Here is a 19210-nt window from a genome sequence, read left to right as displayed (position 1 = left end):
GTGTCCCATGTGGGACACCTGTTCGAAACGACGCCCAACGGAATCGGCACCCGAAGTACGCCACCTTGCTTAGGGTGAGCCTGCGACGTGACGGGGTGTATGCAGGGGCGACGCACTTTCGGGCTGCTAATCCTTCCATTTATGCCGATGTCGACGCCACAAGCCGCGCAGTACCGAGTGAGGAAGTCGAAACGTGCCCCCGAAGAAGAAGGCAGCAACGCAGCAGAGTCTCGAAGCCACGCTCTGGGCTGCCGCGACGAAACTCCGCGGCAAGATGGACACCGCCGACTACAAGCACGTGGTCCTCGGCCTCATCTTCCTCAAGTACGTCTCCGACGTCTTCACCCAGCGCCGCGACCAACTGATCGCGCTTGTCGACGACCCGGACTCCGACTACTTCATGCCCAACGAGGCAGCGAAGCAGATGGTGCTCGAAGATCGGGACGAGTACACAAGCCAAGGCGTCTTCTGGATCCCCGAGAACCACCGCTGGGACGACCTCCGCGCCAACGCCAAGGCAACCGACAAGTCCATCGGCGTGCGCATCGACGAAGCCATGGACGCCATCGAGCGCGAGAACCCCTCACTCAAAGGCGTCCTCCCCAAGAACTACTCACGACAAGAACTCACCCCCGAGATGCTCGCCGGGCTCATCGACGTCTTCTCGCGCGATGACCTCGCCAGCGAGGAGCACCGCGACCTCGACGTCCTCGGCCGTGTCTACGAATACTTCCTCGGCGGATTCGCTGGCGGCGAAGGCAAGCGCGGCGGCGAGTACTACACCCCCCGCTCCGTCGTCTCCCTCCTCGTCGAGATGCTCCAGCCCTACAAGGGGCGCGTCTACGACCCCGCCTGCGGCTCCGGCGGCATGTTCGTACAAGCCGACAAGTTCACCCGCGCCCACGGCGGCACCCGAAACGACATCTCCGTCTTCGGCCAAGAGTCCAACCCCACGACGTGGCGCCTCGCCAAGATGAACCTCGCCCTCCGCGGCATCGACGCCAACCTAGGCAACGAGTGGGGCGACACCTTCCACGCCGACAAGCACCCCGACCTCCGTGCCGACTACGTCATCGCCAACCCGCCCTTCAACCAGGACGACTGGGACGACAACCTTCACCTGCGGCAGGATCCCCGCTGGAAGCACGGGGTGCCGCCAACCGGGAATGCCAACTACGCGTGGATCCAGCACATGCTCGCCCACCTGGCTCCTACCGGCACCATGGCCACACTGCTAGCGAACGGTTCCCTCTCGTCGCAGCAGAACGGCGAGGGGGAGATTCGTAAAGCACTAGTCGAGGCGGACCTGGTGGAGTGCGTTGTGGCTCTACCGGGGCAGTTGTTCTTCGGGACACAGATTCCCGTATGCGTCTGGTTCCTCACACCGAACAAGGCGGGTGCACTGAACGGACACAGGACGCGCGACCGCCGCGGAGAGACCTTGTTCATCGACGCCCGGAGCGTCGGCTACATGGAGACGCGTACCGTCCGTGCATTCACCGAGGCCGACATCAACAAGGTTGCAGACGCCTACCACTCGTGGCGTGGCACGGAGACCAACGATGGAGAACCGTACTCGGACCTCGCTGGCTTCTGCGCTGCAGTCCGGACTGCCGACATCGCCGCTCGCAACTTCGTTCTGACGCCAGGGCAGTATGTTGGCTCCGAGGTCGTCGAGGATGACGCCGAGCCCCTAGATGAGCGTCTCGTGCGCCTGTCCGGGATGATCCGGAGCGGCCTCAAGCAGCGCGAGGATCTGCACGTCGCGGTGAAGGCTGTTCTCGACGCGCTGGAGGTCGGCCGTGGGTGACTCGATGCTCGGGGACCACGTCGACATTCTCACGGGGCATCCTTTCAAGAGTGCGGAGTTCGTGGACGATGGCGTGAGTCCCCGGCTCCTACGCGGCGACAACGTCGTCCAACGGTCGCTTCGTTGGGACGGCGCCAAGCGGTATCCGGTGTCGCTCTTGGAATCGCTAGATGAGTACCGGTTGCAGGCAGGCGACGTTGTGGTAGCGATGGATCGCCCGTGGATCGAGGCGGGTCTCAAGGTCTCCGCAATTCGGGAGGCCGACGAAGACGCCTACCTGGTACAACGGGTCGCCCGTTTGCGGGCAACCACAGGGCTGGACCAAGGCTTCTTGAAGTGGCTTCTCTACTCCCCGAACTTCACTGCTCACGTTCTCGCAGTTCAGACCGGGTCAACGGTTCCGCACATCAGTCAGCAGCAGATCAGCGAGTTCCGATTTCTGCGCCCTGCGATCGAAGAGCAGCGGCGTATTGCTAAGGCGCTAGGTTCGTTCGACGATCTCATCGACACCAATCGGGATCTGATCGCAAGCATGGAGGCCATCGTCACCGCTGAGTTCGACCGCCTCGGCTTTGATGCAAGCCCGGGCGGTTCATCGGTGCGGCTTGCGGACCTTGTGGACGTCAATCCACGCCTACCTAAACCAGTAGGCGATGCCGCTTACGTCGATATGGCCGCTCTGCCCACAAGAGGCTCGCGAATCGAACGCGTAGCAAGGCGTACTGCGGTCGGCGGTGCCAGGTTCCAGAATGGGGATGCCCTGCTTGCCCGTCTGACGCCATGCCTCGAAAACGGCAAGGCGGCGTTGGTCGACGTGCTCGAAGAAGACGAAGTTGGCATCGGCTCAACCGAGTTCATCGTGCTGCGCGGAGGAGACGCCGTTGGACCGGAGTGGCCTTACCTCCTGACGAGAAGCGGGCGCTTTCGCGAGTATGCGATCCGTCACATGAACGGCTCCTCGGGTCGGCAACGTTGCTCCGCCGAATCAATTGCGAAGTACGAGGTAAAGGAGCCGTCTGCGGCGGCATTGGCGCGCTTTCGGCCGCTCGCTGCGGAGATGTTCGCTGCCATATCCAGCCTTAGCGACGAGATCGCTGACCTCAAACAAGCGCGCGACGAGTTGCTGCCGCTCCTTCTGTCAGGCCGCGTGCGTGTCAGAGACTTTGAAGGGATGGTCGCCTGATGGTCGGGATGACGGAGGACGGACTCGAACAACTCGTCATCGAGTGGTTGCGCGAACTGGGATGGGAGTACGCCTTTGGGCCGGACATTGCCCCTGAGATGCCCGGAGCCGAGAGGACTGACTACCGCGAGGTCGTGCTGGAGCAGCGGTTGAATGCCGCTATCGGTGACCTGAATCCGTCCCTTCCCGGCCCCGCGATCGCAGGTGTGGTGACGGCCGTCAAGCGCGCTCAGTCCCCTCTGGTCGAATCCGAAAACTGGAATGCGTATCGCCTCCTCGTTGATGGCGTCGCGGTGGAGTACCGGGGAGCCGATGGAAGCCTGCGGGCGACGCGGGCGCGTCTGGTGAACTGGGAGGAGCCCGAGAAGAACGACCTGTTGGTCGTTAACCAGTTCACGATCCAGGGTGAGAAGAAGGAGCGACGCCCTGACGTCATCTGCTTCGTGAACGGGCTTCCGCTCGCGTTGTTCGAGTTGAAGCGACCGGGCAAGACCTACGCGAAGTTGTCTGGTGCGTGGAACCAGGTCCGCACCTACCGGGACCAAATCCCGGACGTGTTCAAGTGGAACCAGTTGGTGGTGCTGTCTGACGGGATTCAGGCGAGGGCTGGCTCGTTCTCCGCAGCATGGGAGCACTACGCGCCCTGGAAGACCATCAACGGACAGGACCTCGCCTCGGGCGCGATGCCGCAGATTGAGGTGCTTGTGAAGGGCATCTTCGAACCCGAGGTGTTCTTCGACCTGTGCCGCAACTTCATCGCGACGTTCGGCGACGGCGAGAAGACCGTGAAGAAGGTGGCCAAGTACCACCAGTATTGGGCCGTCAGGAAAGCCGTTGCCGCCACGATCGACGCCATCAAGGGTGACGGCCGCATCGGTGTCGTGTGGCACACCCAAGGCTCCGGCAAGTCCTTAGAGATGGAGTACTTCACCGGCAAGGTGATGCGCCACAAGGACATGGCAAACCCCACCGTAGTGGTCGTGACTGATCGCAACGACCTCGATGACCAGTTGTTCGAGGAGACCTTCGCTGCCTCGAAGATCGGCTCACCACTGCCCGAGGCGCCGGTCAAGGCTGAGGACCGCGACGACCTTAAGGCACTGCTCACGGGCCGCCAGTCCGGCGGCATCATCTTCACGACCATCCAGAAGTTCGGCATCAGCCAGGCCGACAGGGACGCGGGCCGCAAGTTCCCGCTGCTCTCTGATCGCCGCAACATCGTGGTCATGGTCGACGAGGCGCACCGCTCGAACTATGACCTCATTGACGGGTTCGCCCGCCACCTTCGTGACGGTCTGCCGAACGCGTCCTACATCGGGTTCACCGGCACCCCGATCGAGTCGAAGGACCGCTCCACCAAGGCCGTGTTCGGTGACTACATCGACACCTACGACATGACCCAGGCAACGCAGGACGGCGCCACGGTCAAGGTCTACTACGAGCCCCGGCTCGCGAAGGTGCAACTCCCGGAGGACACTCGCGAGGAACTCGACGACGAGTTCGCCGACGCCATCGTCGGCGCCGAGGAAGAGGTCGGCGAGCGGCTCAAGTCCAAGTGGGCTAAGGTCGAGGCCATCGTCGGTTCCGAGGACCGCATCAAGGAACTCGCCGCCGACATCGTCGAGCACTGGGAGGGCCGCCGCGAGGTCCTCGCCGGTAAGGCCATGATCGTCACGATGTCGCGTCGCATCGCCGTTGCGCTGTACCAGGAGATCGTCGCGCTGCGCCCGGAGTGGCACTCCGATGACGACGCCGACGGCGTCATCAAAGTCGTCATGACCGGCAACGCCACCGACCCGGCGGAGTTCCAGCCCCACATCCGCAACAAGCGCGACCGCAACGCCATCAAGGAACGCGCCACCAACCCCCACGACAAGTTGGAACTCGTCATCGTCCGCGACATGTGGCTGACCGGCTTCGATTCGCCGCCGATGCACACCATGTACGTCGACAAGCCGATGCGGGGCGCGTCCCTCATGCAGGCCATCACGCGCGTCAATCGCACCTTCCGCGACAAGCCCTCCGGCCTGGTCGTCGACTACATCGGGATCGCCGAAGACCTCAAGGACGCGCTCTCCAACTACACCAAGCGCGACCAGGCCAACGAGGAAGTGGGCGAGGACGTGTACGCCCGGGTCGTCCCCGCACTCCTGGCCGAACACTCCGTCTGCTCCGACCTGCTCCACGGGATCGACTGGGTCACCATCCTCGGCAGTGGCGGCGACCGCGCCTGGCTCAACGCCGTCGCGGCAACCGTGAACCACCTCCTCGAATTCGAGCCCGACGAACTCCCCGACCCCGACAGCGACGGCGAGTTCGCCCGCGACCCCGGCGACGACGAGCCGTCCATTAAGAAGCGATTCATGGCGCACGCAAGGCGACTCGTCACCCTGTTTGCCACCGTGCCCACCAGCCCGCAAGCCACGCAGATTCGCGACGACGTCGCCTTCTTCGACGCCGTCCGTGCCTCCATCGCCAAGATCGAAGGCTCAGACGCACCTGGCGGCGACGCGGACGCCGCCCTCGACACCGCAGTGCGGCAGGTCGTGTCCTCCCACATCGCTGGCACCGGCGTCATCGACATCTACGCCGAAGCAGGCATGGAGCGGCCCGACATCTCCCTCATCGACGACGACTTCATGGAACGGTTCGGCCGCTCCCAGCAGAAGAACCTCCAACTCGAAGCCCTCAAACGGCTCCTCTCGCAGGAGGTCAAGTCGATCGGCAGGCGCAACATCGTCACCGGCAAGAAGTTCTCCGAGATGCTCACCGCATCCCTGCTGCGCTATCAGAACCGGTCCCTCGACACCGCCACCGTCGTCGCGGAACTCGTCGAACTAGCCAAGGCCCTACGCGCCGAGAAGGAACGCGGCGACAACTCCGGCCTCACCACCGACGAACTCGCCTTCTACGACGCGCTGTGCGACAACGTCACCGCCGTCGAGACCATGCCGGACGACACCATGAAGAAGATCGCCCACGAACTCACCGAGATCGTGCGCCGCGACGCCAAAACCGACTGGAACGTCAAGGAACAGGTCCGCGCCAACCTGCGAGCCACCATCAAGAGGCTTCTCCGCAAGTACGGCTACCCACCCGAGCCCGACTACTACGCCACCGCCACCGACCTCATCCTCCGGCAAGCCGAAGTAATCGCCGACGGTGCTGCGTAGATGACCGCAGGCGGCAAGGACCAGGCCGAGTACCGCGTGGTCTTCCTCGATCCAGTCGATGATGCTGAGCCGTGGCTCGGCGAGCACATCACCAAGCACGGCCAGGCAGACGCTATGTGGCGGGCTGGCTTCTCTTCTGACGAGGCGAACGACTGGTACGCCGTCGGGCGGTGGCTGGTTCGCACGGAAGAGAACCCTGAACCCGCCGACGTCGACGTGGCCGCCATTGCTCAGGTGTGGAAGATCGCCGGATTCACCCCAGCCGAGACGCGAGCCTGGCGCAACGCAATCACCGAGCATGACGACCCGTACGACGTTCCGCTGACAGCGCGCTCGTGGCGGGCCGCAGGCTTCACTGCCGACGAGGCCCACACGTGGCTACGGCCCGGCTCGGTGTTCTCCGACGAGACATTGGAGTTCGCAACCCTCTTCGCCAACCAGGGCTGGTACGTCGGCGAAAGCAGCCTGCTGTGGCTACTGTCCACGAGGCTCGACATCGACGACCTCGACGCCTACAAGCGCGCCTGGCTGGACACCGGCATCGACTCGGTCAGCGTGCTCGACTTCATCAAAGCGGGTGTCACACCAGAAGAAGCCAAGGTGCTGTACCAACTACGGAACCGGGAACACCTCGAATCCGAGTTGCGTGCACGCGAGGCCGACCTACCCCCGATCGATCCATCGTGGGCAGCATGGATCAACCACATCGTCTACGTCATGTGCGGCGAGGAGCCCGGCTTCCTGCCTTTCGCCTTCGAACACGTCCGCGACTCCCACGACATCGCAAACGAAGCGCGGCAGCACGCGGACTGGGCAGATCTCTACGGGCAACCCAACAGCGAGGGCGTCTACCTCGGTCGCGTCGTCGAGTTCTCAGCCGATTCGAACGAGGACGGCTGGACCTACGCGGACATGATGGTGACGTCGGCTGCCGACGACGTCGCCCAGCGGGTGGCGAGCGACCTTGGCTACGAGACCCACCAAGCCGTTATCGACAACTCTCGCGGAGGACGTGCCGTCGTATCGTTCCCAGACGGACCCAGCGTCGCGGTCATCCAGACCACGGTCGAGGCAAAGCCGTGGCACCGTGAGACACGGGACCCCACCGACGAGGAACTGACTCGCTGGGCCAGCCTGCCCTCCCCCGCCAGTGGCTCGTGAGCACCGTGCTACGCCGTGCAGCCATCCGCAGGCTGGTGTGGAGATCACTTCTCATGTCGATGACCTCTGGTAGAACGTGTGATCGCCCATCTTCACCCCACCCGCCGATAGGAGCCTGCGCCCGTGACGACGCTTGAGCCCTACGGCAAGTGGCCGCGCCACAAGGTCGGCGCCTGGAACACGACCTATGGCGAGGCGAAGGCGCGCGGATGGCAACTCCGCAAGCACTCCAGCCACAATTCCACGTACCTTGTATGCCCGACCGAGGAATGCGTCCTCGGACCCATCTGGAGTACCGCGAGCGGCACAGAGAACGTCGCGCAGGAATACCTCAGAGACGTCCGGAACTGTCCCCATGGCAGTGATGAACAGGTGACACGCGTCCAGCGCACCAGGGACCACCTTCGCGTGGGCGAGACATTCGCCGACGCTGCGGAGCGCCAACTGAAGGCGCAAGCCAGCCGAGCCAAGGTCGAGGACCTATGGCAGGAGGCCGATCAGCAGGCGGACGCTGCAGACGAGTTGCTTCACCCTCGCGATGACGACGCCATCATCGCTGACCTCGAAGAATCAGAGTGGTGGGCTGGCCATCACGAGAAAGAGGCCCAGGCCACCCTGTCTGAGACTGACCTCGCTGGCGAGACCGACCCCAGCACGGTCGTTCAAGCGGCCGAGGACGCTGCCGATGACGCCGCCGACGCTCTCGAAGAGGTGTCGGCGAAGCATGACGAGCGCGCCGAACTCGAAGCGCAACTCAATGCCCTGCGGGCAAAGAATGAGGGCATTCGTGATCAGATCGACGATCAGGTGACCGATACCTAACACAGAGTTGGCGTTTGCCAACTACGGTTGTACCGTTGCTTCACCGCCACAGAAGGACTCACCCCGATGACCGCCGTACGACTGCATGTTGCTGCCGTAGACCTGACCGCCGACGACATCGTGGAGCGCATTGCCTCCAACGAGACCCTGCGCACGCTCGCCTGGAAGACCATCTCAGGCACCACCACCATGACCGTCCACACCACCGGCGACGTCGTCGCCGACACCATCGCCGCTGTCCGTTGCGCCCGGAACGCAGGCTTCAACGTGCTGCGCGTCTACGAGGACCGCCCCAACATCGGCGAGATCACCCGCCGCCTTGGCAACCCGTCGCGCGAAGCGGTTCGCAAGTGGACCAACGACCCCACGTTCCCCGAGCACCGCTCCACCCAGAACAACGACGGCGCCCGCGGCGCCTCGAAGGTGTGGGACTGGGCAGAGGTCGTCGCTTGGCTTCAGGAGCACAAGAGCCTCGCGCTCGACGAGGATCTCCCCACCGAGCAGCAGGTCACAGCAATCAACGCAGCCCTTTGCGGCCTCACCGACTATGCCTCCGACCACGTGCACCGCATGCTGTTCACGCACGAGCAGCACGGCGCCGCAAGCGTGTATCGAGCCGACTTCTCGCACTTCACTGCGCTCACACTCAAGACCGCGGGATGGATGGCTTACACGTCACACAACGCACATGCGCGCATCGACGAGATCGCGGACCAGCGTGAGTACGCCTGACGCTCACCAGACCTTGGTCAACCTGATCGGGGAAACCGAGATTCGCGAGGTCCGGCTGGTCGGTGTCACCGCCGAGGTTCTTGACCTACCCGCAGAGATGACGGTCGACTTCAAGGCCGGACAGGTCGAGGTCGGCCAGAACCCCTCAGAGATCATCGCGAAGTTCGAGCACTCAGCGACGTTCGAGAACACCGACGGCGAAACCGTGGCCAACATCTCGCTCGTGCACGCCGCTCGGTTCAGTTACAACGAGGGACTCACCCTTGACGACGAGTCTGTCGGCAACTGGGTGTTCGGCAACGTGTACTTCATGGTCTACCCATACGTCCGGCAGGCCCTCCAAGACACCTGCCTGCGGCTCGGGCTGCCAGCAGTCGTCCTTGGGTATCTCAAGCGCGGTGAGGTCACCCCCGAGACCATCTCCTTGGTCATCAACACCACGTCCCTTGTGCAGAAGCGTGGGGATGACCAACCGTTGCCACTCGACGCATAGACCAACCGAAGGTTTCTGGAAACCGGAACACCGCTACGTCGACTGTGGATGAGCGGGGTGCGGAGCGTCATCGCCGTCGCTACCGTGCCCCCATGACGGACTGGATCACCGTGCGTGAGGCAGCGCAGATTCTTGGAGTGCACATGTCTGCGGTCCCGAAAATGATCCGCCGCGGCGACCTCGCCAAACGCGAACAGAGGCCCATCCTGAGTCGCGCCGATGTGGACGACTACCGCGACGCCCGGCTAGCAGCCGTTCAAGCGCGCGACGAAGAGCGCGATCTGGCCAGCCAACTCACGAGCCCCGCCCCGCCTGACATGGAACACGACTGGTTGCTGGCCGAGGCGGCGGGCGCCGTTATGGGCATCAGCCGGGTCGCCGTCAATGCGCGCGCCCGACGCGGACGGCTTCCGAGTGTGGTTGCGGGCGGCCGTCGTTGGTATCGGCGCGACCATCTCGAACTCATTCTGCGAGCCGAGGAAGCCAAGCGGCGGGGCTCGCCATAGGAGACGACCGTCAGGCAGGCTTGAGCATGTTGGACTCGACCCACATCTCGGCCAGCGTCCAACCCCCGTCATCGGGCACGGGCACCAGTATGGGGCCGTCGTAGCCACCGCCGACCTGCCGCCACCGCACAAGGAGTGCAGCCTGTCGGCCGTACGGTCCGAGGTACCAGCAGTGTTTGGCCTGGGGCGGCTCAGCCACCCGCTCGGGCCTTGGTGCGTGGAAGCCTGCCGTTAAGTGGGACGGTTTCGGCGTCGCGGTGGGGATAGCCGCCGGAACGGCCGCTCCTGCAGCGTCCTGTGCCTGCCGTGCTCGCGTGTTCGCCACACGGGCGGCGAGGCTCCCGCCACGGCCTGCACTCATACCTCCCGCCATGGTGTCGAGGCTACGTCTCTGGGCGCTCAGCGGCACCCGTGCGTTCGGTCTCCTCAACAGAGGTCCTCAGCCGCGCCTGCACGCCGTCTGCGATCAGGGCCGCCACTTCCTCCGGGGGTCGAGCGGCGAGGCGGAGGCGGTGGCACGTCCGAGCCTGAGCGAGCAGCCGAGGACGGAGGGCGTCCACCACCTCGACAACCCACTGCTCGATGTCGTTCGGCTTCATGGCGCGACCGTAGACACCCGCTCCGACACCGGCGCGGTGTTGCTGCGACCGATGTGGCCCGAGCCGCTGTTCACCGCGACTCGGGCCACCAGGGGCGGCACGGTGAACCTGCCATACGCCCACCGGGCCTAACGCGACTCCCGAGAGCCCTGTCACCGGTCCTCGCGACCACGCGGCGAGTGGCCCAGTCCGCCTGCAACAACACACCGGGACAACCGTTCGTCGACAGCATGGATCGACACCTACGTCCAGGGAAGTCACTCGACACCGGACCCAGCGTTGGTCCTACCATCGACGACATGGCCACGGGCGAACTGGACACGGCAGCACGGCTCGCCGTGATCGAGGCGACCGCGGGTAGCGCCAACGACATCTTCGAACCCGGCTACCTGCAAGCCCTCCGCGAAGACTGGCCTGCCTGAGCCAGGTTACCAGGAGCCGATCCCGTCACCGCGATCCGAAACTGGCTCGAACACGCCAAGCCCGGCTCCTCGCCCGACTACCTTAGCCAGAAGGCCGTCATCCTCATTGATCCGCCTGACCAGCGTCGGGGACACAGTCTGGGGCCTCAACGACAAGCGGTGAGTCATGGCACAGAACGCCCTGTGTGCTTCCCTTCGATCAGGCAGTTCCGCGCGACTCCCTCCGGCGACTACCCGCATTGCTGTGAACGAAGCGACGATCAGCGTCCCCACCGCCATCACCAGGGCAATCGAAAGCCCAAGCACCGCAGGTCCGATTCCTCGTGAGTTCAGGTACTCGGACAGCAGGAAGAACACGACGGCAGTAGCGAGCCAGCCGACCTGAAGCATGATGACGAAACCACAGAGCGCTGCTACCGGGCTGAGTGCAAGATGGGCCGGGAGCCAACGGCGAGAGCCGAGATGAAGTCCGAGGACCGCAGCCATCGGGAGATTCAACCACCACCAGCGAGCCCATATGTCTGGCATGGTCTGCAGTAGGTTCAGGCCCGCGTACACGGATACGGGCACGGCGAGTACTGCGATCAGAACAACGACGCCGGATAGCGCGTCTCCGATCATCTCGCGCACGCTACGTGGATTGGGCGCAACGCCTTCCTTCTTCTAGTACGTGCCCGTCGAAATGCCAGAGTCACCGGTGCTGGATTGGAGTTCCATCGCGAGCGCACGATCTATCGCGTGCTCACGCTCGATGGTCTTGCGTGTCAGACGACCCTGACAGCCTGGACAGTCGCTCTGGGTGATGAAGTGAACGGAGCAGCCCATGGTCCCCGTGGCCCCCTTCCAGAGTGTTTCCGACGACCGATGCTGAGCCGTGCCTTCACGAGCCGGTCATCGGTTCGTCTGTCGTAGCAATGTCAATGTCACGAGGACCCTATGGCGTGGCTATGAAGATGTGGTCGAGAACGGCAGATCCAACACAAGGGCGCAGTGTGAGACTGACCTGTCGACCAATTTCCCGCAGACGCGGCGCTGGCCAACGGGCGGCCGTCGGCCTGTCACAACGCGCCGGAACACCCGGTCGTCAACAGTTTGGATCGTGTGTGCGCGACCCGTGAACCACCGTTGTGCCTTCCGGCGGCGGTACGGCCGTCTCGAACCGGTCACACGCCCGCCCCTCATCTCTGCGGCATGATCGCTCTGACCAGTCCCGAACGGCCCCACGTATGCGCGACTGGGAAGCCGCCAGCGCTCACACGCCATCGCAACAGTCCCAGTCTCGGGAGCGGAGGACCTAGCATCGAGCGCGTGAGCAGTCCGTTCGACGAACATCTTGCCGCAGCCGGGCAGGGGCGCGCACGCGAACATGAGGCGCCACCACACCCCGCAGTCGCAGCCCGCAAGCGTCACGTTCGAGCCGTTGAGGACGACCTCTCGGCCATCCTCCGCGACTACGCAGCCCCGGCCGCCAACATCCTGCTGACAGCGGACGTTCCCGCCCTGCCACTTCTAGCCCCTCACTCCTTCGCGCGGCTCGACAGGGAGGGCTGGCTGGTTCACCGGGTCCTAGTTTTAACAACGGACGGGGACCTGCTTCGGGGAGAGGTCAGGCCTCTCTACCGGGCCACCACCGAACCAGTCCTTGAAGGCCTCGCTCCACCGCCGGAGCCGCGACAACTTTGGCGACGACTGGGACAGGCAGGGATAGAACCGGGCGGACGTGCCATCCAATGCCTAGCGCGAGTCCCTGACGTGCACACGATCGACGACGACAGCGATTGGGGCTTCATAGAGCACCCCAGCCGCGCCGCACCTCCGCAAGTCTGCGTCATTGACCTGTCACCCAGCCCGCCAGGCGCTGACGGCGATGGTTACGAGCGCGAAGCGCTTCCACTGCGCGAAGCGATCGTTCGCTACGTGGCCCGGCACACCGACCACTGAGGGACGCGTCCGTGGTCGACAGTATGGGTCGGCGCCGACTATCCCAAAAGGGACTCGACACGGCACCTAGCATCAAACTGCACGGCCACCCCACAGCGAGGCCGACGAGATAGCCGAGCGGGGTGAGGCCATCGAGGAGAGCGCGGCGAGCGCCAGACACCTCTTCAAGTCCGCCTACTTGGAGAGTTTCCGAGAGGATTGTCAGCGTCGCTTACCGAGACCGGGAAGTCCTCCGCGATAAACCACGATGCCGCTGCGCGCCGGTACGATGCGCTGCCGGTTTGTGTCGAGGATGATCTCAGCCTTGTTGACCGCGTCCTCAAGGCTGTCGGTCTTGGTGAGTTTCATTAACTCCTCCGCGGCAGACCCGGCCCTCTCGAACAAGCGCTGCACATGCTCCGGCGTCGTCAGAAGGGCAGTCCTGACCTGTCGCGCAACCTCTGGGGTCGTACTCGCGTCTGGATACCCAAGCGCATGCAGCGCACTGCGCACCTCAGCCTCTGCTTCGGGGCTAAGACGGCGGACTGCCCAACTTTCGGGATGCTTGACGAGTTGCCCGATGGTGCTGACGTGCGTTGCTCCGCTTGGCAGCGTCTCTATGTATCGGCGTTCGAGTTCTGCTCGCCCCAATTCGGCGCGATAACGCTCCAGTGCCGCCACCACCTCCGGCAAGGATGCTCCTCGGTGATGTTGAGGCTTTGACTTCAGATGGCGAGCGTCGTCACCTGCTTGGGTTCCCACACCCGTCGGCGCGTGGGTCGTCATGTGTTCCCACGCCAATAGGGGTTCGCTCGCCCTAGCGAGTCGCTCCGCTGCACCGGCATCGCTTTCGCCGGTTACAGCACACAAGATCGCGCGTGCCTCCTGTAGCCGCGATTCTGCCCTCGGCAATCCGGGCAAGCGAGAAGCCCAAGCGAGCAGTCGTAGCCCGGAAGGGCGCACGCCGGGGCGCACGCCCCGCGGCAAGCGGTCAAGCAGCGCCGCATGTCGCTCGACGAACTCCGACACTTCGCCTGTCCATGCCTCAGCCGCAGACACCAGTCGGGCGCTCAACTTCGCATAGTCCGGATCAGTCCTCAACCGTCGAACATGCTCGATCGCTGCGCCGGACGACCCTGGGCCTAAGGAGAGGGCAGCCTGTGCGCTTCTGACATGGTCGAGGGCGCGCTGCACGTCAACGAGCCACTGTGTTGCATCCACTCGTTCGACCACAGCAAAAGACTGGCAGACGTGCCGACCACGGGCGAGGCGTTGGACGACGACGCCCACATTTGGGGAACATGCGCGGACGTAGCCCTCGGACCCCGTCGAGTAGACGGCCCGGGGTGACGACGATGGACGGCCCTATCAGAAGGAGGCGCCGCCGGAGCCTCCTCCAGTCACGGACAGCAAAGGTCACTGGGAGTTCAGGTACGCCTCGTACCGTCGCGCCTCCGCGACCATCTCGGCTTCGGTGATGAATGAGTCGTCCGGCAGAAGGTCGGGCCGAAAGTGCTCGGCTCCGTTACTGCAGAGCACGTCGTCGTGCCACCAGTTGTTCATCGTTGGTAGATACGCGCACCCCCAGCCGCCGCCAGAGGGGTTGCCCGACCCGCCACCCTGAACCACTAGGTCGGGAACGACGGTGGGCAGACACCCGTACGTTGCCTGGTGAGCGATGAAATCTAGCGCTTCGAATTCCCTCTTGGTGAGCGTGCCGCACGGGTCGGAGGGACCGTTGGCTCGTGCGCGCTGCAGTTGTTTTTGCTCCCGCTGGGCTTCGCGTCGCGTTCGTTGCTTGCTTTCGCGAGTCATTCGCTCCTGCGAGCGGGCTAGACGATCTTGTGCCACCTCGTCAGGAAGTCCGTCAGTGCAACCGTCGCGCCAAGGCGAGTCTCGGCAATCAGCACGGGTTCTTGGCTCGTCCACATCGCCACCTGGGGAGGCACATCCGCCCTGCAGAAGTGCAATAAGGACGAGGGGCGCCGCTACCCCAACCATGCACCGTCCTCTCATAGCCGTCGATGCTAGGCCCGCAACAGACTCGACGTGCTCGAACGAGCGAATCCTCCTCCGGGGAGGCTTCACGTGTTCGCTAACCATGTCGCGGAACCCGTCAGAGATGGACACCTTTGCCATGGCCCCATAGGACGGAAAGTCATGACTTACGCGGAATAGGCAAACGCAGTATGCACAGGCCTATCGCCAATGCTGGTCGACACTTTCCCATGACTTTTTGAGAACTATTCTCAAAACCCCGAATCGGGTGCACCCTTTAAACATGAAACCGACACCACTGAGTCGAGCCATCCGATTCGCGGTCGAAACCTCGACCGTTCCGCAACCTGACGCCACCGGCGCAAGGTCCGTCGAGGACGCGTTCTTCACTACCGAGGCTCGCCAGCGCCTACAGCGCCTGATCCACACACACGGCCACATGGAAGCGGCACGGGAGGCCTGCACGGACGAGATGATGCATCAGGTCCAAGAGGAGAACATCGACGCCGCGTACGCCGCGATCTGTCTCCGCGAGCGGCTCCCTCGGCTTTGTCCTCATCGCCGGGACTACGTTGCGGAGCCTGACGGAACGCTGCGGTTGGTCGATGAAGCGAGGCAGTGAACACCAGAAGTGGCCCGCTAGGGGTGGCACCGTGGCACCGTGGCACCGTGTCGCGGGTGTCGGTGTCATCAGTGGAGCAGACCCCTCTCCCTACGGGACGCGGTTCGCGTTATGGCGCACCCTGCACGCCTGCACACCACGACTCTCCGTCGACACCGCACCTGACACCAAGCCGACCTCGACACCCGACCCCACCGACTCGAACGGCTACTCCAACCCCGACGCCAGTTCAGGCAACAATCCCGGCGTCACCGGCGGCGGTGACAGCGACAGTGACAATGCCATCGAGACCTGCCTGGACTCCGTGGATGCGCAGGCAGGCGAAGTCGTCGCCATGCTCAACCAAGGTCTCATCAGCGAAGCCGACTACGAGCGCCTCATGGCGGAGAACAGCGAGCAAAGCCGCAACTGCCTCGACCTTCGCTGACCTGAGCATCTCCACGAGACGGCCCCACCGCCATGACCCACCGGACGTACCTGCCTCACTGAGCCGGGCTCGTGTGCCCGATGTGACTGGTGTGCCGTCCAGCACTGCAGCCACCCCACCGGACACTCCGGCGCATACCTGCATGTGAAGTTCTGCTTAAGCCGGTCAGCAACCGCTGACTGACACCCCACCCCGGCCATCACGGACGACGGCCGCGGGCGCCTGAGGGGCTATCACGGGCGTCTGAGAGCGGCCAGCGTTTCCAGTGCGGCGTCGGATGGGGGCGAGGATGGGTCGGCCTCCAGCGCCGCCGCCGTCGCTGGCGGGAGGCCCAGTTCGATGTAGCGGGCGAGGCGATGTCGCGGCACGCGTCGTTCCATCACCCATGCGTGTGCCAGGTCGACCCCGTTGATGGACAACCGGGGGTGGACGTGCTTGCGGACGGCATCGAGGATCGTGAGCACATCGACGACGCCTCGTCCTGCCTCCGTCAACCGGATGGCCTGCGTGATCGTGATGTTGTGGATAGCCCACACCACGTACGTGCCGGGGTTGTTCCAAAACACGGAACGCGGTTCCGTCTCCGTCCGCTGGTGAAGGTAGGTCACCGTGCTCTTGTCGACAGACGGCAGCACGGCTCGGAGTCGGGCGGCGTCTCGGGGATGGAAACCCAACCGCGCAAGCAACTCGACTGGCCAAGCGACGTGGGTCTCCTCGAACAAGGTCATCCCCGTAGCCGATCTCCGCGGGCGGCGTCGCTCGGCCATGCGACCTGAGGCGTCGAACCGTAGACATGCCGTCCGACAGCCCAACCACACACGCTTCCCTTGGTCGGCGTAGCCGATGCACACTGTCGACCATCGGGGGTCCGGTCCGCGGTGACAGGCGGACCGGCCCGGCCGGTACATGCACGCGTTCAAGGTGCACCACAGTGCGTAGTGCCATAGTGCGCACGTCGTAGGTAATGGTTCTTTAGAAGCCGAGGACGTACTCGTGCACCTTCTCCTCGGAAGCGGCCTTGGTGGCGCAAGCAACTGCATCCGTCGGAGGACAGGCTTTCCGCCTTCCGTTCCCAGCGGTTCGAGCGCATCATGGATAGATGAGCGGCTCGGACTCGCCACTGCGTCCCGTCGTCTCGGCTATGTCCGACTGGGCGTCGGGTGGCTCTGTTCGTGCTGCCGACCCGAATGCGCATTGCGAGGTGTGTGGAGCCTTCGTCACAGGGACCTGCCCCGCCCGGGAGGCACTGGCCCACGCCTAGCGGCCGGAGCCGGTAGAGGTGAGGCCCGAGCCGTCTGACCCACGTCGGCTGGGGCTCATGGTTGGCCCGGTTCACCTCTCAACGTGCACCGTGGTTCGACCGGCACTACCCCGGTACAACCTCCATTATTCGGGTCCGCGTCCGGGGCGCCTGCTGAACGTCGCCAACCGCGCGCAGTACACCGCCAAGACGACGTTCCATGCACGCCTTGCGGTCAGGTGTCCCAAACGGGACACCTGACTCAACGGATGATGCGTGCGCCCCTGGCGAATAAGGCCGCGGGCGACGGAGACTGGGAGCGTCCCGGATTCCTGTTCCGCGTATCTCCGCAGTCACGCAGCAGCCATCTGCGGAACTAACCGGAGGCGACCACACAACTACACCACCAGCACTGGCGACGACGCGACCTAAGTACCATCCACCCGCGAAAAGGCCGCGCGACCAGCACACAGGTGACACCGTGCCCCCGTCAGTCACCACTCCCGACGGGGAACAGCATCATGAACAAGCACATGGCCCGAGCCCTCACCCTGCTCATGCTCGGCTTCGGCCTCGCCACCTTCACCCAGCCCGCCCAAGCGTTCTACGACCGCGACTGCAGCGACTTCCCGTCGCAGGCGGCGGCTCAGAACTTCTTCCTCGCCAACGGGGGACCGCGCAACGACCCGCACCGCCTCGACGACGAGGGCGACGGCATCGCCTGCGAGAGCAACCCGTGCCCGTGCATCGGTCGCGGGAACGAGAACCCGCAGCAGCCCACCACCAACAACAACCCGGGTCCGACCATCTACCGCGAGACCGGCAACGTGGTGCGGGTCGTTGACGGAGACACTCTCAAGGTCCGCCTCCGCAAGGGCGGCGTCGTCGACGTTCGCATGCTCGGCATCAACACCCCCGAGCGCGGCCGATGCGGATACGGCGAAGCAACCGACAACCTGCGCCGCCTCGCACCCGTCGGGTCGACGGTGAACCTCGTGTCCGACCGCACCCAAGCCGCTAAGGACCGCTACGGCCGCCTGCTGCGTTACGTCGCCCGACAGGGCGGCTTCAAGGACCTTTCATACCGGCAGGCGTGGAACGGCTACACCAAGCGGTACGTCTTCGGCGGCAAGCCCGTTGCTCGCGACGGCCAGTACGTCAAGGCCATCAACAACGCGCGCAACAACATTCGCGGTCTCTGGAACACCTGCTGGTAGACCGAAGTCCCTCACCCACAGCGGGCACCGGCCTCTAGGGGGCTGGTGCCCGCTGTCGTGACCGGACAGACCGCGAATATTGCCGGGCTAGGACGAATCGCGGCAGATCCGGACGTTCCACCCCGCTGGACCAATCGTTGGAGCGGGCCGCACGCATGAGGCTGCGGCCCGCTCCGATGTGGCTGTCGATCAGACCTGCGGATTGCCGTTGACGGAGGTCTCGGCTACAGGCTGGAGTGCGTCCCAGTGTTCGACGATCTTTCCGGCCTTGTTGAAGCGGAAGACGTCGATCTCGACGGTGCCGCGGTCCGAGGCGTCGACCTTGGCGAGGGCGTGGACGACGACGTAGTTGCCCTGCGTGACGGTGCGGCGGACGCGCAGCGTGTAGTCGGGGAACTGTTCCAAGTAGGCGGTGACCCCGGCGATGAAGGCGTCGCGGCCGTTGTCGAACAGCGGGTTGTGCTGGATGTAGGTGTTGGCGTCGATGTAGCGGCGCGCGTAGGTGTCGGGGTCGTGCTTGGTGAACGCGCCGACGAGCAGCCGGACGGCGGCGCGGCGGTTGGCCTTCTCCTGGCTGGTGAGGCCCTTCTCGCCAGCGGGGACGGGCGATGTGGCCGTACGGCTGGCCGAGGGGGCAGCGTCCGCGGCGGCTGCAGCAGTGACCGTCGGCAGGGCGAGCGCTCCGGCAGCGACTGCGCCGACGGCGGTCGCGGCGAGGGTGGACAGAGGGGTGCGTGGGCGGGCGATGGAGCGAGAGGCGGTGGTCATTGGACGATTCCTTCGGGTGGTGGGAGCGATCTGGCTCGGGTTGGTCTGGTGGTGGGGATGGCGGAATGAAGTCACATCACTTACTATTGGTGACTGACGCACGGAAAGAAATAAGGC

17 protein-coding genes are annotated in these 19210 nt (G+C 64.4%); 12 read left to right on the top strand and 5 right to left on the bottom strand.

Going from position 1 to position 19210, the window contains the following annotated elements:
• Positions 1 to 193 precede the first annotated feature (193 nt).
• From J3P38_RS09075 to J3P38_RS09040, 8 genes are all read left to right on the top strand, one after another.
• On the top strand, positions 194 to 1810 hold the full coding sequence (locus J3P38_RS09075; RefSeq protein WP_210503349.1) for a class I SAM-dependent DNA methyltransferase: 1617 nt from the start codon (positions 194 to 196) through the stop codon (positions 1808 to 1810).
• A complete protein-coding gene (locus J3P38_RS09070) occupies positions 1803 to 2993 on the top strand; it encodes a restriction endonuclease subunit S (protein WP_210503348.1) in 1191 nt (396 codons plus the stop codon). Before J3P38_RS09075 ends, J3P38_RS09070 begins: the two co-directional genes overlap by 8 nt.
• Positions 2993 to 6166, top strand: coding sequence for a type I restriction endonuclease subunit R (locus J3P38_RS09065; RefSeq protein ID WP_210503347.1), 3174 nt, complete (start codon positions 2993 to 2995; stop codon positions 6164 to 6166). The genes J3P38_RS09070 and J3P38_RS09065 overlap by 1 nt, the downstream gene beginning before the upstream one ends.
• Entirely contained in the window at positions 6167 to 7327 is a 1161-nt protein-coding gene (locus J3P38_RS09060; RefSeq protein ID WP_210503346.1) for a hypothetical protein, read from the top strand.
• A gap of 123 nt (positions 7328 to 7450) precedes the next feature.
• Complete coding sequence (locus tag J3P38_RS09055; protein WP_210503345.1) at positions 7451 to 8149, top strand: hypothetical protein; 699 nt, start codon at positions 7451 to 7453, stop codon at positions 8147 to 8149.
• A 66-nt stretch (positions 8150 to 8215) separates the two neighbouring features.
• On the top strand, positions 8216 to 8881 hold the full coding sequence (locus J3P38_RS09050; protein ID WP_210503344.1) for a hypothetical protein: 666 nt from the start codon (positions 8216 to 8218) through the stop codon (positions 8879 to 8881).
• Positions 8882 to 8894: 13 nt separating this feature from the next.
• Positions 8895 to 9374 carry a hypothetical protein gene (locus J3P38_RS09045; RefSeq protein WP_210503343.1) on the top strand — a complete coding sequence of 160 codons (480 nt, stop codon included), beginning with the start codon at positions 8895 to 8897 and terminating at the stop codon, positions 9372 to 9374.
• Positions 9375 to 9466: 92 nt separating this feature from the next.
• Positions 9467 to 9880, top strand: coding sequence for a helix-turn-helix domain-containing protein (locus J3P38_RS09040; protein ID WP_210503342.1), 414 nt, complete (start codon positions 9467 to 9469; stop codon positions 9878 to 9880).
• Between the two features lie 383 nt (positions 9881 to 10263).
• On the opposite strand, the gene J3P38_RS09035 is transcribed toward J3P38_RS09040, so the two are convergent.
• Entirely contained in the window at positions 10264 to 10479 is a 216-nt protein-coding gene (locus J3P38_RS09035; protein WP_210503341.1) for a hypothetical protein, read from the bottom strand.
• 299 nt (positions 10480 to 10778) lie between these two features.
• On the opposite strand from J3P38_RS09035, the gene J3P38_RS18080 reads away from it, so the two are divergent.
• The gene (locus J3P38_RS18080) at positions 10779 to 10901 is read left to right on the top strand and encodes a hypothetical protein (RefSeq protein ID WP_282595338.1); all 123 of its coding nucleotides are present in this window, start codon (positions 10779 to 10781) and stop codon (positions 10899 to 10901) included.
• Between the two features lie 6 nt (positions 10902 to 10907).
• Here the strand turns inward: J3P38_RS18080 and J3P38_RS09030 are convergent, their stop codons facing one another.
• Positions 10908 to 11531, bottom strand: coding sequence for a hypothetical protein (locus J3P38_RS09030; RefSeq protein WP_210503340.1), 624 nt, complete (start codon positions 11529 to 11531; stop codon positions 10908 to 10910).
• A gap of 1122 nt (positions 11532 to 12653) precedes the next feature.
• On the opposite strand from J3P38_RS09030, the gene J3P38_RS09025 reads away from it, so the two are divergent.
• Positions 12654 to 12842, top strand: coding sequence for a hypothetical protein (locus tag J3P38_RS09025; protein WP_210503339.1), 189 nt, complete (start codon positions 12654 to 12656; stop codon positions 12840 to 12842).
• A gap of 201 nt (positions 12843 to 13043) precedes the next feature.
• On the opposite strand, the gene J3P38_RS09020 is transcribed toward J3P38_RS09025, so the two are convergent.
• On the bottom strand, positions 13044 to 13514 hold the full coding sequence (locus J3P38_RS09020; RefSeq protein ID WP_210503338.1) for a hypothetical protein: 471 nt from the start codon (positions 13512 to 13514) through the stop codon (positions 13044 to 13046).
• A gap of 1958 nt (positions 13515 to 15472) precedes the next feature.
• On the opposite strand from J3P38_RS09020, the gene J3P38_RS09015 reads away from it, so the two are divergent.
• A complete protein-coding gene (locus J3P38_RS09015; RefSeq protein WP_210503337.1) occupies positions 15473 to 15868 on the top strand; it encodes a hypothetical protein in 396 nt (131 codons plus the stop codon).
• Between the two features lie 233 nt (positions 15869 to 16101).
• Here the strand turns inward: J3P38_RS09015 and J3P38_RS09010 are convergent, their stop codons facing one another.
• On the bottom strand, positions 16102 to 16596 hold the full coding sequence (locus J3P38_RS09010; RefSeq protein ID WP_210503336.1) for a hypothetical protein: 495 nt from the start codon (positions 16594 to 16596) through the stop codon (positions 16102 to 16104).
• Positions 16597 to 17629: 1033 nt separating this feature from the next.
• Between J3P38_RS09010 and J3P38_RS09005 the strand changes: the two genes are divergently transcribed.
• On the top strand, positions 17630 to 18325 hold the full coding sequence (locus J3P38_RS09005; RefSeq protein ID WP_210503335.1) for a thermonuclease family protein: 696 nt from the start codon (positions 17630 to 17632) through the stop codon (positions 18323 to 18325).
• A gap of 189 nt (positions 18326 to 18514) precedes the next feature.
• Here J3P38_RS09005 and J3P38_RS09000 read toward each other — a convergent pair whose 3' ends face one another.
• Complete coding sequence (locus tag J3P38_RS09000) at positions 18515 to 19093, bottom strand: nuclear transport factor 2 family protein (RefSeq protein ID WP_210503334.1); 579 nt, start codon at positions 19091 to 19093, stop codon at positions 18515 to 18517.
• Between the last annotated feature and the right edge of the window lie 117 nt (positions 19094 to 19210).

The organism is Nocardioides xinjiangensis (assembly GCF_017916455.1).
Lineage (GTDB): Bacteria > Actinomycetota > Actinomycetes > Propionibacteriales > Nocardioidaceae > Nocardioides > Nocardioides xinjiangensis.
The sequence above is the reverse complement of the archived record's forward strand: the minus strand, read 5'-3'. Positions and strand labels throughout refer to the sequence as shown.